Annotated in this window: 12 protein-coding genes; 5 read left to right on the forward strand and 7 right to left on the reverse strand. The window is 45.3% G+C overall.

Annotation, left to right across the window (positions count from 1 at the left end):
- Positions 1 to 11 precede the first annotated feature (11 nt).
- The 4 genes from JWH17_RS00055 (at position 12) to JWH17_RS00070 (ending at position 5,897) form a co-directional block, all read left to right on the forward strand.
- Positions 12 to 1,940 (forward strand): fumarate reductase/succinate dehydrogenase flavoprotein subunit, encoded by a 1,929-nt coding sequence (locus JWH17_RS00055; RefSeq protein ID WP_205220506.1) that lies wholly within the window; start codon positions 12 to 14, stop codon positions 1,938 to 1,940.
- 74 nt (positions 1,941 to 2,014) lie between these two features.
- On the forward strand, positions 2,015 to 2,779 hold the full coding sequence (locus JWH17_RS00060; protein WP_205220507.1) for a succinate dehydrogenase/fumarate reductase iron-sulfur subunit: 765 nt from the start codon (positions 2,015 to 2,017) through the stop codon (positions 2,777 to 2,779).
- Positions 2,780 to 2,957: 178 nt separating this feature from the next.
- Positions 2,958 to 4,175 (forward strand): L-serine ammonia-lyase, iron-sulfur-dependent, subunit alpha, encoded by a 1,218-nt coding sequence (locus JWH17_RS00065; RefSeq protein ID WP_205220508.1) that lies wholly within the window; start codon positions 2,958 to 2,960, stop codon positions 4,173 to 4,175.
- A 66-nt stretch (positions 4,176 to 4,241) separates the two neighbouring features.
- On the forward strand, positions 4,242 to 5,897 hold the full coding sequence (locus JWH17_RS00070) for a L,D-transpeptidase family protein (protein ID WP_205220509.1): 1,656 nt from the start codon (positions 4,242 to 4,244) through the stop codon (positions 5,895 to 5,897).
- A 509-nt stretch (positions 5,898 to 6,406) separates the two neighbouring features.
- Here the strand turns inward: JWH17_RS00070 and JWH17_RS00075 are convergent.
- The 7 genes from JWH17_RS00075 to JWH17_RS00105 all read right to left on the reverse strand — a co-directional run bounded on the left by JWH17_RS00075 (position 6,407) and on the right by JWH17_RS00105 (position 14,113).
- Positions 6,407 to 6,820 (reverse strand): hypothetical protein, encoded by a 414-nt coding sequence (locus tag JWH17_RS00075; protein ID WP_205220510.1) that lies wholly within the window; start codon positions 6,818 to 6,820, stop codon positions 6,407 to 6,409.
- A gap of 176 nt (positions 6,821 to 6,996) precedes the next feature.
- On the reverse strand, positions 6,997 to 7,488 hold the full coding sequence (locus tag JWH17_RS00080) for a universal stress protein (protein ID WP_205220511.1): 492 nt from the start codon (positions 7,486 to 7,488) through the stop codon (positions 6,997 to 6,999).
- A gap of 85 nt (positions 7,489 to 7,573) precedes the next feature.
- Positions 7,574 to 8,974, reverse strand: a complete 1,401-nt coding sequence (locus JWH17_RS00085; RefSeq protein ID WP_205220512.1) for a TRAP transporter large permease — start codon at positions 8,972 to 8,974, stop codon at positions 7,574 to 7,576.
- The gene (locus JWH17_RS00090; protein ID WP_205220513.1) at positions 8,971 to 9,516 is read right to left on the reverse strand and encodes a TRAP transporter small permease; all 546 of its coding nucleotides are present in this window, start codon (positions 9,514 to 9,516) and stop codon (positions 8,971 to 8,973) included. The genes JWH17_RS00085 and JWH17_RS00090 overlap by 4 nt, the downstream gene beginning before the upstream one ends.
- A gap of 102 nt (positions 9,517 to 9,618) precedes the next feature.
- On the reverse strand, positions 9,619 to 10,611 hold the full coding sequence (locus JWH17_RS00095; protein ID WP_205220514.1) for a TRAP transporter substrate-binding protein: 993 nt from the start codon (positions 10,609 to 10,611) through the stop codon (positions 9,619 to 9,621).
- A 310-nt stretch (positions 10,612 to 10,921) separates the two neighbouring features.
- The gene (locus tag JWH17_RS00100) at positions 10,922 to 12,277 is read right to left on the reverse strand and encodes a sigma-54-dependent transcriptional regulator (RefSeq protein ID WP_205220515.1); all 1,356 of its coding nucleotides are present in this window, start codon (positions 12,275 to 12,277) and stop codon (positions 10,922 to 10,924) included.
- A 9-nt stretch (positions 12,278 to 12,286) separates the two neighbouring features.
- On the reverse strand, positions 12,287 to 14,113 hold the full coding sequence (locus JWH17_RS00105) for a sensor histidine kinase (RefSeq protein ID WP_205220516.1): 1,827 nt from the start codon (positions 14,111 to 14,113) through the stop codon (positions 12,287 to 12,289).
- A 673-nt stretch (positions 14,114 to 14,786) separates the two neighbouring features.
- Between JWH17_RS00105 and JWH17_RS00110 the strand changes: the two genes are divergently transcribed.
- Positions 14,787 to 15,833: a KamA family radical SAM protein gene (locus JWH17_RS00110; RefSeq protein WP_205220517.1), complete on the forward strand. Its 1,047-nt coding sequence runs from the start codon at positions 14,787 to 14,789 to the stop codon at positions 15,831 to 15,833.
- Positions 15,834 to 15,866: the final 33 nt, after the last annotated feature.

The raw sequence follows: 15,866 nt of genomic DNA on the forward strand, positions 1-15,866 counted from the left end.
AAGAAAATATTATGCAGCTTGATTCGAAAATACCTGAAGGACCGTTGGCAGAAAAATGGGATAAAGCCCGTTTTTCCAATAAACTCGTCAATCCGGCTAACAAAAGGAAATACGAAGTCATTGTTGTGGGAACAGGACTTGCCGGAGGAGCAGCAGCAGCGACCCTAGGAGAACTAGGGTATAACGTTAAATCATTTTGTATCCAAGACAGCGCCAGGAGAGCCCACTCCATCGCTGCCCAGGGTGGCATTAATGCTGCCAAGAATTATCAGGGTGATGGTGACTCCATCTTCCGTCTCTTCTATGACACCATCAAAGGTGGTGACTTCCGTGCTCGTGAGGCAAATGTTTACCGCTTGGCACAGGTATCCAACAACATCATAGACCAGGGCGTTGCCCAGGGAATCCCTTTTGCTCGTGAATACGGCGGAACGCTGGCCAACCGCTCATTTGGTGGTGCTCAGGTTTCTCGTACTTTTTATGCACGCGGCCAGACGGGGCAGCAGCTTCTTATCGGCGCGTATTCTGCAATGATGCGTCAGGTAGCAGCAGGTAAAGTTACCCTCTATACCCGCCAGGAAATGGTTGACTTGGTAGTCGTTGATGGCGAAGCCAAGGGTATCATCACCCGTAACCTGATCACTGGTGAAATTGAACGTCATTCAGCACATGCGGTTGTACTGGCAACTGGTGGTTACGGAAACGTATACTTCCTCTCTACAAATGCCATGGCATCTAACGTGACTGCAGCTTGGCGCGCTCATAAAAGAGGCGCTGGATTTGCCAACCCATGTATGGTGCAGATCCATCCCACATGTATCCCTGTTCATGGAGACTTCCAGTCTAAACTGACGTTGATGAGTGAGAGTCTGCGAAACGACGGTCGCGTTTGGGTACCAAAAAATCCAAATGAAACCAGAAAGGCCGCTGACATTCCTGAGTCGGAACGTGACTACTACCTTGAGCGTAAATACCCAAGTTTCGGTAACCTCGTTCCTCGTGACGTTGCATCCCGTAATGCGAAGCAGGCTTGCGATGACGGTCTTGGTGTCGGCGAGACAAAACTTGGTGTGTACCTTGATTTTGCTGAAGCTATCGAACGGGATGGTTTAGATGTCATTTTGAGAAAATATGGAAACCTTTTCCATATGTACGAAAAAATTACTGCTTCCAACCCAACCAAAGAACCAATGATGATTTACCCTGCGGTTCATTACACCATGGGTGGCCTCTGGGTTGATTATGAGTTGATGACCACTATTCCCGGTCTGTACGCCGCTGGTGAAGCGAACTTCTCTGATCACGGTGCGAACCGGCTTGGAGCTTCTGCTCTCATGCAGGGCCTTGCTGACGGTTACTTTGTATTGCCTTACACCATTGGTAATTACCTGGCAAACGTTGCTCCTGAACCAACCACCACCAACCACGAAGCGTTTGACGAAGCAGAAACTAATGCTAGGGAGTTTACAAACAAACTTCTCAAGAACACAGGTTCCGGCAAAAGCGGTCTGCAGACTGTTGACTATTACCACAAAAAGCTTGGTCAGATTATGTGGGATGATTGCGGTATGGGCAGAAACAAGGAAGGCCTTGAACACGCCCTGAAAGTTATTCCTGAAATTCGCGAAGAATTTTGGGAAAACGTTACCGTACCAGGCAACCGCAATGAGTTGAATCAATCACTTGAAAGAGCTGGTCGCGTTGCTGACTTCCTCGAATTTGGTGAATTGATGGTACGTGACGCCCTTGAGCGCGAAGAATCATGTGGTGGTCACTTCCGAGAAGAAAGCCAGACAGAAGAAAATGAGGCCAAGCGTGATGACGAGAACTTCTCTCATGTTTCCGTATGGGAACATAAGGGCGAAGGCAACAAACCCGTCATGCATAAGGAACCACTCACATTTGAAAACGTTACACCTTCACAACGAAGCTATAAGTAACGAAGATCATATACAATCGTATTGGAATTGTGGGTGTACCACTGAAGCATAAATCAAAACGCAGAAGATATCTCATGTCATCGAAAACGATTAATATCATAGTAAAAATATGGCGACAGAATGGACCCCATGCAAAAGGGTCCTTCGAAGATCACGCTCTCAAGGATATCAGCACTGGCAGTTCGTTTCTTGAGATGCTCGACGTAATGAACGAAGCTCTGGCTAACAAAGGAATCGAGCCAATAGCTTTCGACCATGACTGCCGCGAAGGTATTTGCGGTATGTGCGGTGCTGTGGTCAACGGAACAGCGCATGGACCTGAAAAAGAAACCACTTTATGTCAGTTGCACATGCGAAGCTTTAAAGACGGTGATACCATTATCATCGAACCTTTCAGAGCTACTGGTTTTCCGGTTGTCAAAGACCTTATTGTTGACCGGTCAGCACTTGACCGCATTATCCAGGCTGGTGGATTTGTTTCCGTTAATTCCGGCTCTCCTCAGGATGCCAACAGTATCCTTATTCCTCAGCACATTGCTGAACAAGCCATGGATGCCGCTGCCTGTATCGGTTGCGGTGCCTGTGCAGCCGCTTGTCCGAATGCTGCACCGATGCTGTTTATTGGTGCAAAAATTTCCCAGTTAGCGCTGTTGCCTCAAGGACAACATGAAGCCAAGACAAGAGCCGTTAATATGGTTAGCTGCATGGACGAAAATGGATTTGGTAACTGTGGTAACGAACGTGTCTGTGAAAACGTATGCCCTAAAGGTATATCTATCAGACATATCGCACGCATGAACAGAGAATACCTGAAGGGTTCCTTTTTTCGTGACGAATAACAGCCATTAATTATTTCATACAGCTGCCTAAAAGGCCTGCTTGCCCTAGTGGCTAGCAGGCCTTTTTTAGTTGCCGCCCTTCCCTTTATCAACCTTGTCATTCGGTTGTCCCCTTGTTATGGTATTTAATAATACATATTATCATGGTTCTTTTCTCCCTTAGGCCAAACGTTTGCGAATGCAATTACTAGCTACATTGAAAAAATCACTTGAAGTCACCTCCGGGTGTACTGAACCTGCGGCTATTGCTTATTGCGCAAGTTTTGCCGGCAAACATCTCGAAGAACAGCCAACCCGATTTGTGTTCAAAATCGACCAAAGAACCTATAAAAATGCGTTTGCAGCAGGAATCCCTCACGCTGGATCCCGTAAAGGATCCGAATGGGCTCTGCTCCTCGGTTTTGTGACAGCAGCGCCCGAACAAAGGTTATCGCTCTTCACACTTCTCAATCCTGAATTATTGAACCAGGCAGACCAACTTTACGCCCAAGACTTGATAGAGGTAGAGCTGATTGATACAGAGGGGCTACTGATTGACCTTATTGTGCACAGCAGTAACAACAAGGTGCATACTATCCTCCAAGGAGGGCATACCCGTATCAGTCATCTCAGTAGAAATGGTGTTGAGCTTGCAGCAGAAAGTCATCTATCACAAAGCAGTTCGCCCTTACCTATTACTTTTGATAAATCGTTCTACAACCCAGAAAGATGGCCCAAATTAGTTGACACAGCCTATGGGGATGCCGAACTACGACAGACTGTTCGCCAAGGAATTGCCTACAATATGGCTGCCGCCCTACATGGTCAGCAATATATCCCCTCTCAAGGAAATGACGGGGAACACCTTGTGATGGGGGCTATATTTGCCCGCATGAATGGTGACCCTATTCCGGTTATGAGCTGTGCAGGTTCCGGCAACAAGGGACTTACATCCTTTATTCCCGTAGTGGCTTACTCCAGACAACATAATCGAGGAGAAGAAACTGAAATAAAGGCGGTCCTTGTATCGATATTGTTAACCACCTTGATTACTTCACGCTTTGGTGAGGTTTCTTCTGTCTGTGGAGCTCAATATGCTGCAGGAGCTGGGATAATAGGCGGCATTCTTTATCTGCGCGATGAACTACAGCTTTTTGAAGGAGCATATAATAATTTTGTGTCTTCCATAAGCGGCGGTTTCTGCGACGGTGCCAAAGGAAGTTGCTCCATGCGCGGCAGCACTGCAGTATCAGTAGCGCTCGCCTCTATAAAGCATGCTGAAGCAGGATTTATAGTATCTTCAAGGGACGGGTTTTTAGGCCAGTCTTTTTTGGAAACGCTCGATAATCTGCAAAAATACAATCCACTTATTGCCAAATTTGAGCTAGAGACCATACGAATATTAAAAGAAAAATAACTTTATTCCTCTATCACTTTTCTTTATTTTTTTTTATCTGTGAACTCTTGTAACTTTTTTTTCAAAATGATACCGGGCCGTATTCTTGTTCTTGTCTGTTGTCTCTGTTTTTCCGCCCCGACTGCTTTTGCCGGAACGTCTCAGGCAATAGACCAGGATATCTCTCCAACTGAATTGAAAGGGTACTTTCCGGCAAACACGCCGGCCAATCTATCCCTCGATGACATTGTTCACCAACTCTACCAGGAAAATAATTTTTCCCCTCTCTGGATTCAGAGAAACGGCCAAAGAAATAAAGCAGCTACCATTATAAAAATCCTTGCTGACAGCTGGATTGAAGGACTTCACCCGGAAGACTATTTGCTGCCCTCTATCCATTCTCTGTGGTACAGGACCAGTCCGCAGGCATTAGCACAGCTAGACATCCAGCTCACCAAGGGCCTTGCCAGGTATACCTCTGATATTCAAGGGGGAAGAATCAACCCCTGTATGCTTAATCCACAACTTTTTGCTGCGGCCCTCGGTAAAAAGGTAAATATTCACCAACTTCTCCAACAGGCTGTAGCAGCATCTGATCTTGCAGGATTCATGAAAAACCTGCTTCCAGCCCACAACGAATACAGACTTTTAAAAGAAGCCCTCTCGCGTTACCGAAACATAGCCAGTGCCTCTACCTGGTCACCCATTGCGTATGGTCCAGTTCTTAGACCTGGGATGAAAGACTCCAGGGTACCCAGCATTATTAAACGACTGCAGGCCGGCGGTGACTTACCTGACACTATCATTCCCACAATGCAATATACTGAGGAAACGGCCGCAGGTATTGTCTCCTTCCAAAAACGTTTCAACCTGGCCGCAGATGGGGTGGTAGGCGATAAAACGCTGGCAGCATTAAACATCTCTCCAAATTCCCTCATCAAACGTATACTCATCAACCTAGAACGGTGGCGTTGGTTGCCCCACAAGTTGCAGGGCATGCATATTTTTGTCAACATTGCCAGTTTCCAGCTTACTGCCTTTAACGACAATAGCCCTCCTCTGCATATGCCGGTTATTGTTGGCAAGGTGTACAACAAAACACCTGTATTCAGTGATTTGATGCGCTATATTGTTTTTAATCCCTACTGGAATATTCCTTTAAGCATAGCTGCCGAAGAAATGGTTCCCAGTCAAATCGAAAATCCCGACTACCTTACTGAACATAATATAAAAATATTTAAGGGATGGGATGCCTCCAGCCCTGCCATTGATCCTGATGCACTTGATTGGGTAAACCTCGGCAACAAAATTCGAAACTATAGACTGCGCCAAGAACCTGGTCCAGGTAATGCGCTGGGCAGGCTCAAGTTTATTTTCCCCAATAAATATAATATTTATTTGCACGATACCCCTACTCAAAATCTCTTTAACCGCCATCAGAGAGCATTCAGTCATGGATGCATACGTGTTAGTGATCCGGAAAAGCTAGCACTTTACCTACTCCAAGGAAATCGACAACAATGGAACGTTGAAAATATCCGGCAACAGCTAGGAACAGGCAAAAGAAAGGTTGTCGTCCTCGATAACCCGGTGCCAGTGCACATTCTTTACCGAACCGTTTATGTTGATCCGGAAACACACGCTGTTCATTTTTACCCAGATATTTATGGTAGAGACAGCGAACTGCTGAGTAGTTTTTTCACCGAAGCTAATGAGCGAATTTGCCTTTATCCTCCTTATTGAGTCTGATTATCCACAGTGTTTGTGCTGACCTCAAAGAACTTCACATAAAAAAGGAAAGGAACCCATTGCCAAGATATTGGCGTAGCTTTGAAATGGCGGCAACACAGAAAGATTGGCCAGCGATCAGGATTGGCCACAGAAGAGACCTGTATACGCCCCTGTGGCCGGCCAACAAGAGATGTTCCCCCCAACGGTTGGGATAGAACAGAGGAAGGAACTGGTATAACCAGCGGGTTCGCTGTTTTTTGAGCAAAAAAAGTCAGTATACAGAAAACCCTGTCGTAGCTGAACGTTCTTTGATAGCTAAACTGCTAACAAAAGAGGAAACAACATTCTGCACAGAATCGAGATGGCTTAACGCTCCTCTTGGATGCTATTGAACCACCAAGAAGGGCCTTGAAACAGTCAGTACGTTTAATGTATATACAGCCTCCATTTATCCCATAATTCGTTTTCTTGATATCTCCCCTCTCCCCTTTTTTCATCTCCGACCGGAGACAAAAACATCATCAACCGCAGGAATCTGCATCATTAGGGTCATAGGTCCATGCGCCGTTACGATAGAGATAATCGTTAACCAATAACAATTCCTCTTGAGTGAGAACGTCCCACGAGCCATCACGAGCACATTTTTTGCGTCGTTTAAAAAATATCCTGTTCCAGGCTGCAGAAGTGTATGATTCTGCATGGAGAAATGGTGCCCCGCTATCACTCTCTCTTGAATGACAGCTTTTACATACTTCTCTGAATTTTTTACCGCCTGTTCCCCAAGGTTCGCTTTCCCAGTCGAGTGGAGGTTTAGCTATCAATCTACACATCTGCGTACGCTGATCGAACCGTTCAGTTGGACGCGCCTGTACTTCGTTTAAGCAGAAGGCAAAAAAAACAATTGCCATTATTGAGGCTACCATCGAGCTTTGCATATCACCCTCTTCAATACATTATGAGCAAAATTAACCGAACAGCAAATTAAATGCTTAACGCAGTTATCGTGTTCCTGTCATGGTTGTTTCAGAGATGAGATCTTAAAAGTCGTTAAGAGTAATACGTGAGAAAAGGGAAATTTTCCTGCTTGGGTAAAATCCCAAGCAGGAAAAAATCAATCGTTATTAGGGACCAGAAAAACCGGAATATTGCTATACCGGGTGACGCGCCGCGCACACGTTCCCATCATGGTATTACCGAAAAAGGAATGTGCACTTTTCCCGATCACGATCACATCCACATCGTTCTCTTCTGCAATTCTCAACAGTTCACGACTTGGGGTACCCAGAGTAACATGGACCTCTGTGTCAGGGATCCTTTCCGCACTCTCAGCCGCCAGTTCTTCTTCAGCAAAAAGTTGTACCCGTTTCTTCATTTTCTCCAAGACATCATGCATTCCCCCGTTTTTGAGAACTTTATCTGCTGTTTCAGCAGGAAGGTACGTCTCAACAATGGCACTCCCTGCGGTGCCGAGGGGCTCCACGACGTGAACCATCAGTAAAAGTGCATTATACCGACGGGCAAGACTAACTGCACGACGAAATACAGGTCTGGTATGCTCACCAAGGTCAGTAGCATAAAGAACTTTATTAATTGGTGGAATCATGTTGGTCTCCGTAATTTTTCATTTGCCCTTAGTCTCAAACAAAAACACCTCTGAGAAACTCAGAGGTGTTTTCAACAACGGTCACTTATTGATACCCGTGCAACTTATCCAAAAACTCTGGAAGGAAAAGTGATACCTGTGGGATATAGGTAATAATCACGAGGAACAAGAGTAACAACATCAACCATGGAAGACAGGCGCGGATAACCCAGCCAATACTATTGCCGGTTATGCCTGCAGTAACAAAAAGATTAAGCCCAACCGGCGGCGTCAGCATCCCAATTTCCATGTTGACCACCATGATGATTCCAAGGTGAATAGGATCAATACCAAGCTTAACAGCGATGGGAAAAAGAATAGGAGCCATAATAAGCAAAATGGCTGATGGTTCCATAAAATTTCCAGCCATAAGCAACAGAATATTGACTACGATAAGAAACATCCAGGGAGAGAGTCCCCAGCCGATAATCAGCTCAGCAAGGTGATGTGGAATACGTTCAGTTGTCAATACATGCGCAAATAACATGGCATTGGCAATAATAAACAACAGCATGATGCTGACTTTTGATGCATCAAGTATGATCTTTCGCACATCCTTGTCGTTGAGACATTTGGGTACAGCTATTATGCATTTCCCAATATTTCTGCCAACTGCACTTCCAAAACCTTCCCCCTTGTTACGCCATGCAACTTCTTTTAAAGGACCGACATCTCGGTAGCCGAAGATGGAGACTAAAAAGGCATAAATTGCTGAAACCGCCGCAGCTTCGGTGGGACTGGCAATGCCACCGTAAATGGAGCCAAGGACAATAATAATCAGCATCAGACCGCCAAAAGCTGATGACCCGGCAGAAAAGACTTCACCAAAACCTTTCCATGGCATGGCCGGCAGCTTTTTAATCCTGGCAGCAATGTAGATGGCAAGCATTAAAATACCGCCCATCATCAAGCCGGGGAGAAAGCCGGCCATAAACATTCTGGCGGCAGAGACCTCGGTAGCGGCAGCATAAACAAGCATAACAATAGAAGGTGGAATCAAAATTCCCAATGTGCCGGCATTGGTAATAACCCCAGCTGCAAAACTCTCGGGATAACCTGCCCGTACCATACCAACAATAACAATAGAGCCAATGGCCGCAACCGTTGCCGGTGATGATCCTGAAACAGCAGCAAATATCATACACGCCATGACTGATGCCATTGCCAAACCACCGCGAATGTGGCCGACCAGACTAAGTGCAAAGCGGATAATTCGCTTGGCAACACCGCCAGTAGAGAGAAACGCTGATGACAGGATAAAAAACGGGATAGCCAGTAAGGTATAATGCTCGGATAGTGCTTCGAATAATTTCAATGCGATAGAAGCAAGCGAGTCACTGGAGAAAAAGAGAATGGTTGTAATACTGGATAGCCCTAATGCAAGGGCAATGGGCATGCCAAGCAGCATACAGCCAAAGAGCAATATAAAGAGTGCTGCTGTTGTCATGACATGACCTCCTCTTCTTTTAATTCTTCAACAATCTCCATACTCTCTTTAGCCTCATCCACGTGACGAAACCCATCAGCATCGCCAACAATAACCTGATACAAGAGTATCAATATACGGATAGAAATAAAGGAAAACCCTACAAGCAACATTCCATGAGCAAGCCAAGTAGGTATTGGGAGATCTTCAAGTTCAATCCCTATTTTTTTCATCTTACTCAGATAAATCCAACTACCGTAAAGGATGAGTCCGCAGTAACAAAGAGAGAGAGTGCAGGCCACAATGGTTATTAATCTTCTCATTCCTCGAGGAAAGAGCTTTACAAAAGCATCCACGCCTATATGTGAACCGACCTTAATTCCATACGATGTACCAAACAGTACAAACCAGGCAGACATATGCAGCGTTAATTCCTGGGTCCACATAAAACCGGTATTAAAACCGAAACGCATAACCACATCCAGGAAGACTAAAAGCGTGGTTGCTATCAAAAGAAGACTGATCATCGCCTCTTCGACTTGATTTAAAACACGCAAAAACATAGAGCGAATCCTCATTAAAAAGAGAGGATAGGGACTAATCTGAAGAATTGCCCCTATCCTTGAATTTATTGCATCACAACGCCTATAGGAACTACCCTCTCTTTATTTATTGGAGTTATAAGCTGCATCGATCAGTTCTTTACCAATCTCATGCTCAAATTTACTCCAAACAGGCTTCATAACCTCTACCCATTGCGCTCTTTCTTCGCGAGTTAACTCAATGATTTGGCTGCGCTTTGAGTCAATAATCTTTTGTTTGTCGGACTTGGCTTTTTCAGCGGCAACCTGGTTGCCGAATATAATTGCCTCATCAAGAGCTTTTTTCACTTCCGCGCGTATGTCGTCGGACAGGTCCATCCAGAACTCTGTTGAAGTAACGACCATGTAATCAAGCAGTCCATGATTGGATTCTGTAATATATGGTTGTACTTCAAAGAATTTTTTCGAGTAAATATTAGACCAGGTGTTTTCCTGTCCATCGATGGCCTTGGTTTGCAGCAGAGTAAACACCTCTGAAAAAGGCTTTTTCAAAGGTGTTGCATCGACCGCCTGAAACTGTGCGGCAAGAACGTCTGAAGACATGATCCGGAATTTAAGACCAGCTGCATCAGCCGGTACTTTCAGCGGTTGCGAGGAAGAAAGCTGCTTCATTCCATTATGCAGATAACCAAGACCAATCAGGCCTTTCTTTTTCATGGCATTAAGCATATCCTGCCCTTCTTTACTCGATTGAAATTTATCAACCGCAGTAATGTCTTCGAACAAAAACGGCAGGTCATACAGAGCAACTTTTTTCGTGTATCTTTCAAACTTAGACAGTGAAGGGGCAGCCATCTGTACATCACCCAGCAACATGGCTTCAAGTACTTTATTATCACCAAAAAGCTGAGAGTTTGGATATACTTCAACCACGACCTTATCCCCAAGCTTTTCAGCAATAAGTTCCTTAAACTTGTTTGCCATCTGTCCTTTAGGGGTATTTTCTGCAACGACATGGGAAAATTTGATGACAATCGGCTTAGCCAATACAGGTCCGGCTGCTAGAGCTGCTGTAATTGTCAGTGCTGCTGCTGCCATTGTAATTTTACGAAACATACAATCCTCCATTTCTTATTCGGGTGATACATTACCGGCAAATGCCGAAGTCGATAAACTCTGCCAAGATAAAACGGCAGGGCTACCCCATATTTCTCATGAAATAGGGCTAGGAATTCAAACCTGTCATGGTTTGTCGGGTCTATGATTGCAATTTTAGCACCACTAAACAGAATTAGATGGTAACAACCTGAAAATGTGATAAATACCAAAAAAGATGTTTGGCCCAGGAGATATACCAATGGGTGAAAAACCACCCATTAGCAAAGAGATTGGAGGCGGAAGCCTACCCGCCAATGGGAAAAAAGGACTACTTAAAATCGTTTTTATCTAAACCGTATTTTTGCAGTTTATCATAAAGGGTCTTTCTCGGTAATGATAGGGTGGCCATAACCCCCTTGAGTGAGCCTTTATGTGCACTCAGAGCCTGCTCCAACAAAGCCCGTTCAAACATTTCGACCTGCTGATGCAGACTGCCGGAAAGTTCTGTAACCTCGCCTGCCAGCAATTGCTCAACCGACCAATCTGACTGACTTCCCAAGAGCACATAGCGCTCAGCCAGGTTACGCAGTTCCCTCACGTTACCCGGCCAGTCATAGGTCATCAGCATGTTGACTTCCGCTGGTTGGGGGGCTGGTACTTCACGCTGGTAGCGATGTCCGGCCACGAGCAAGTAATGATGAAACAGCAATGGAATATCTTCCCGCCGATGCCGTAATGGGGGGATATCGATACACACCACATTCAATCTATAATAGAGATCTTTTCGAAATTCGTTTCTGTCCGAAGCCTCCTTAAGATCAACTTTGGCCGCAGCAACTACTCGAATATCCAGCGGGATCAGCTTATTGGAACCTAATCGTTCCACTGCACGTTCTTGTAGCACACGAAGAAGATGTACCTGCATCTGGAGCGGCATGCTCTCAATTTCATCAAGCATAAGGGTGCCGCCATTGGCATGCTCTAATTTACCGACCCTCTTGTTTTTTGCGTCCGTAAAAGCACCTGCCTCATGACCAAGCAACTCACTTTCGATCAAATTTTCAGCAATCGCACCACAGTTAACTGCTACAAAATTTTTATTTCTTCTCCTGCTATGCTCATGGAGGGATCTGGCAACAAGTTCTTTACCTGTTCCGGTTTCACCGACGATCAGGACATCTGCTCCGGTGTCTGCTATCTGGGCAATCGTCGCACGGAGCCTCTTGGTTGCCGGCGTTACCCCTATAATCCTCGGTCCAGGAGCACTGTGGACCTCAAGCTCTGAGCGAAGGAGCCTATTCTCAAGGGTCAGCATCCGTTTTTCGAGGGCCCTGGTCACCGTTTTAATAAACCGCTCAGGTGCATAGGGTTTCTCTAAAAAATCATAGGCACCGTTACGCATCGCTTTGACGGCAGTGGAAACGTCTCCGTGACCGGTTATAAGAATAACGGGGAGGTCCCGGTCCATAAGGTTGATTTTCTCCTGCAGTTCCATCCCATTCATCCCGGGGAGACGGATGTCGCATACAATTACCCCTGGCCAGTCTTTGGTAATGATATCAAAAACCTCTTCTGCACAATCAGACGCTACAACTTCTAGCCCTGCAAGCTCAAGGGTCTGGCGGTTTGCCTGGCGAATATGCTTTTCATCATCAATGAAAAGGACCTTGGTTAAAACATTCATAACTATTTATTATGGCGCTTCTAATTGAATTTCAAAACAAGTCCCAACGGGCCTGTCGACAAGGGCAAGCGTGCCACCCATTTCTTTTATAATACGCGATGAAATTGTCAGCCCTAAACCCAGCCCCTGGCCCGGTTCCTTGGTCGTAAAAAATGGATCAAATATCTGTTCAGCATTTTTTTTATCGATTCCCGATCCACTATCCTGAACCACCACGTACACTTTCTGATCGACTCGGTGAGCAAAAATTTCTATTTTTTTCACCTTTTGGTCTTTCACGGCATGGATCGCATTACTAATTAAGTTAACAAACACCTGCTGCAATAAAACGTTATTAGCCTTGACTTCCAAGTCATCAGGGTCAATGCTGATATCGGGTTGGACAGCTGATTTCCGTATGACCGGCCCTAGTATTTCCAATGCTCCGTCAAGGGAACCATGAAGTGGTACGACATCAACCTTGCCGCTGTTTTTTCTGGCAAAAAGCTTGAGTTGCGCGCCAAGCTCTGCCATCCTTTCGGTTAATTCACTTATCTGTTCCAGGTTCCACAACGCATCTCCGCTCCGATGCTGCTGAAGGAGTTGCACTGCATTGTCGGAATAAACACGAATTGCTGCAAGCGGCTGATTTAATTCATGGGTTATCCCAGCCGACATCTGTCCCAATGCTGCCAGCTTCGCTGCATGGATCAGTTCCCTCCTTGCTCGTCGCAACTGCTCTTCTGTTTTCTGCCGTTCTTCAATTTCCTGCCTCAGCTTCACATTGGACTCGGTCAATTCAACCGTCCGACTGGCAACTCTAGACTCAAGCACTTCGTTAGCATCTTCAAGCAACTTACGTGAATTCTCTTCGTACCGATGGCGCTCGCTCAACCGTTGCTGATGTTGCCAGAATAAAAGTATAACCATGATCACGAATACAAAAAACGATCCGACCAGGACAATGGTACGCAAGACAAACTGATCAATTCCTTTGATGTCGGAAAGGATCTGTACTTCCCACCCTGCATGTGGCATAGAGGCACTGACATGAAGGTAACGATGAACAACTCCCGAAGAGTCATCTACTATTGATAAAATATTGTACCCCTGCCCCTTTTTGGTATGAGCGACGGAAAGGGGCAGCAAAGAAGCATCAGGATATCGCTTGCTGGCTGTAATCTGTGACAATACTTCCTTAGAAAGAGGCAAGAGAGTGCGGTAACGCCAATCAGAATCGGTAGTAATAAAAATTACCCCCTCAGGGTCTGTAACAAGAAAGGTGTCTCCCTGTTTGTTCCAGTTTTCCTCAACTACGTCGATATTAATCTTCATCACCAGCGCTCCGAGAATGTTCTTGCCCTGTCGAACAGGATAGGCAAAGTAATATCCACGCTGGCTTGATGTTGCACCTAGTGCAAAATAGCGCCCCAATTGTCCCTGCATTGCTTCTTGAAAATAAGGTCGAAAACTAAAATTTCTCCCAACAAAAGGACGGGGAGCCTGCCAATTACTGGCAGCAATAGTGAGCCCCTCTTTGTCCATGAGATAGGTATCTGCGGCATCGCTGATCACATTCACGGTCTCTAAATATCGATTAAAGGCTTCAATTCTCTCTCTACTGCCTGGGTTTTGCAAAAAATTGACCAACCGTTTATCGTGAGCCAGCAGCTCAGGCAGAATTTCATACCTTTCAAGCACTCCCTGCAAATACGATATATACAGGGTGAGTCTGGTGGAAACCTCTTCTGCTTTTTCGGTAACCCCCTGCTGATAAGCCCACCTGCCGGCTCCTGCAATAGTGAGCACCAAAAACAGTATACCGCTAATCAAGGCTATGATTAATGAACGTCCCACTTGTTTTTCAAACCTCTCATTGCAACAAGTACAAATGACACCTTGGATCCGCTTTTCTTCAACACAGGTGATTGTCTCTGGCTAATTTAAGACGGATCTCTTATATTCCTGGCAGTTAAACGCTTTTTACCTTGGGCCTGCGCTACAAAATTTATTTTTCTGATCAATACCCGGTACGCCCTTTGTATTGGCGCTCATAAATTTTACCGGTGACTTTCAGCAGCACGCCACCTGATCAGTTACAGATGGGAGTTAGCCCGAATTTCTCATGAGTTTTTTGCTTTTCGACTTAAGTTTTGATATTTATAGAAAATAAGGTAGCGCTAAAAAAACAAACTGTTTTTTCGTCGATAATCAAAAAACTCACCCTCCTGGTCAGCGGATTTTTCCGCAGACTCTTTGTTGCAGGCCATTTGCGGTAGCTTACTATCGGAGTCTACGCTTACCTGCTGCGTGTCCTGCGCCTCGATCTGCGAAAAACTTCACTGATGAGAAATCCGGGTTAGGGCTAGGCTATCTGCTATTCCCTGAATAGTAACTTTTACTGCAGAAATATTTCTACACAAAGTATACTCCCCGTTTACCAACCGACGAGGAGCAGACACTGTACCATATCCCAGATATCGGGAAAGGAATCCTTTTTTAAAATGATATTGAACCATAGTCAGTACAAATGAGTAGCTATATACCTTTTCCTTCGGCCAGCATCACACAACCCAAACAGCTAAATGTGTTGCGGGATATGGATATGGAAAGTATCAGCAGGGTGCATGCTACCTATCCTATGCGAATAAGTAATTACTATTTCCAACTCATCAAAAAATTTGGTACCCCACTGTTAAAACAGGCAGTGCCTGACATTCGTGAACTCCATGATCCCGACGGCCTTGTAGATCCTCTGGATGAAGAAAACCTGAGTCCGGTTCCTAACCTGGTCCATAAATATCCAGATCGTGCTCTTTTCCTCATCAGTAATCAATGCTCCGTATATTGCCGTTTTTGTACCAGAAAAAGAAAGGTTGGCAAATCTGAAATGGTCATTACCGACCAAACTATCGCGGATGGCATTACTTACATAAAACAAACGCCGGCAATAAGAGACGTTCTCCTCTCCGGTGGCGACCCACTCATGCTTACTGACCAACGTCTGGAAAAAATTATACAAGCTGTTCGCTTGATCCCTCACGTAGTAACCATTCGTATTGGCACGAGAATTCCTTGCACCCTGCCGGAAAGAGTCACACCGGAACTGGCACAGATGCTGGGAAAATACCATCCCCTTTATATAAATACCCATTTTAATCATCCTGCAGAGATCACCCTCCAATCCAGCCGGGCGTGTTCACTACTGGCTGATGCAGGTATCCCCTTGGGGTGCCAAACAGTTCTGCTTCGCGGAATTAACGACGATCCTGATATTATAAGAGAATTGATGTACAAACTTATACAGATACGAGTTAAACCATACTATCTTTTTCAAGCCGACCTTACCCGGGGTACCTCACATTTCCGAACTTCCATTGAAACCGGGATGGCTATCATGCGACATTTAATCGGCCATGTATCCGGCATGGCTATTCCGACCTACGCTTTAGACGCTCCTGGTGGAGGCGGCAAGATACCATTGACACCGGACTATATAACCAGCCTTGATAATACTCTTCAATTTACAACCTATCAGGGTAAATCCTGCAGCTATCCCAACACGACAATCGACTGAAAGAGAACTATTCAGCGTAGATTCCTCCTTGAA

The organism is Desulfogranum marinum (assembly GCF_016918565.1).
GTDB lineage: Bacteria > Desulfobacterota > Desulfobulbia > Desulfobulbales > Desulfobulbaceae > Desulfogranum > Desulfogranum marinum.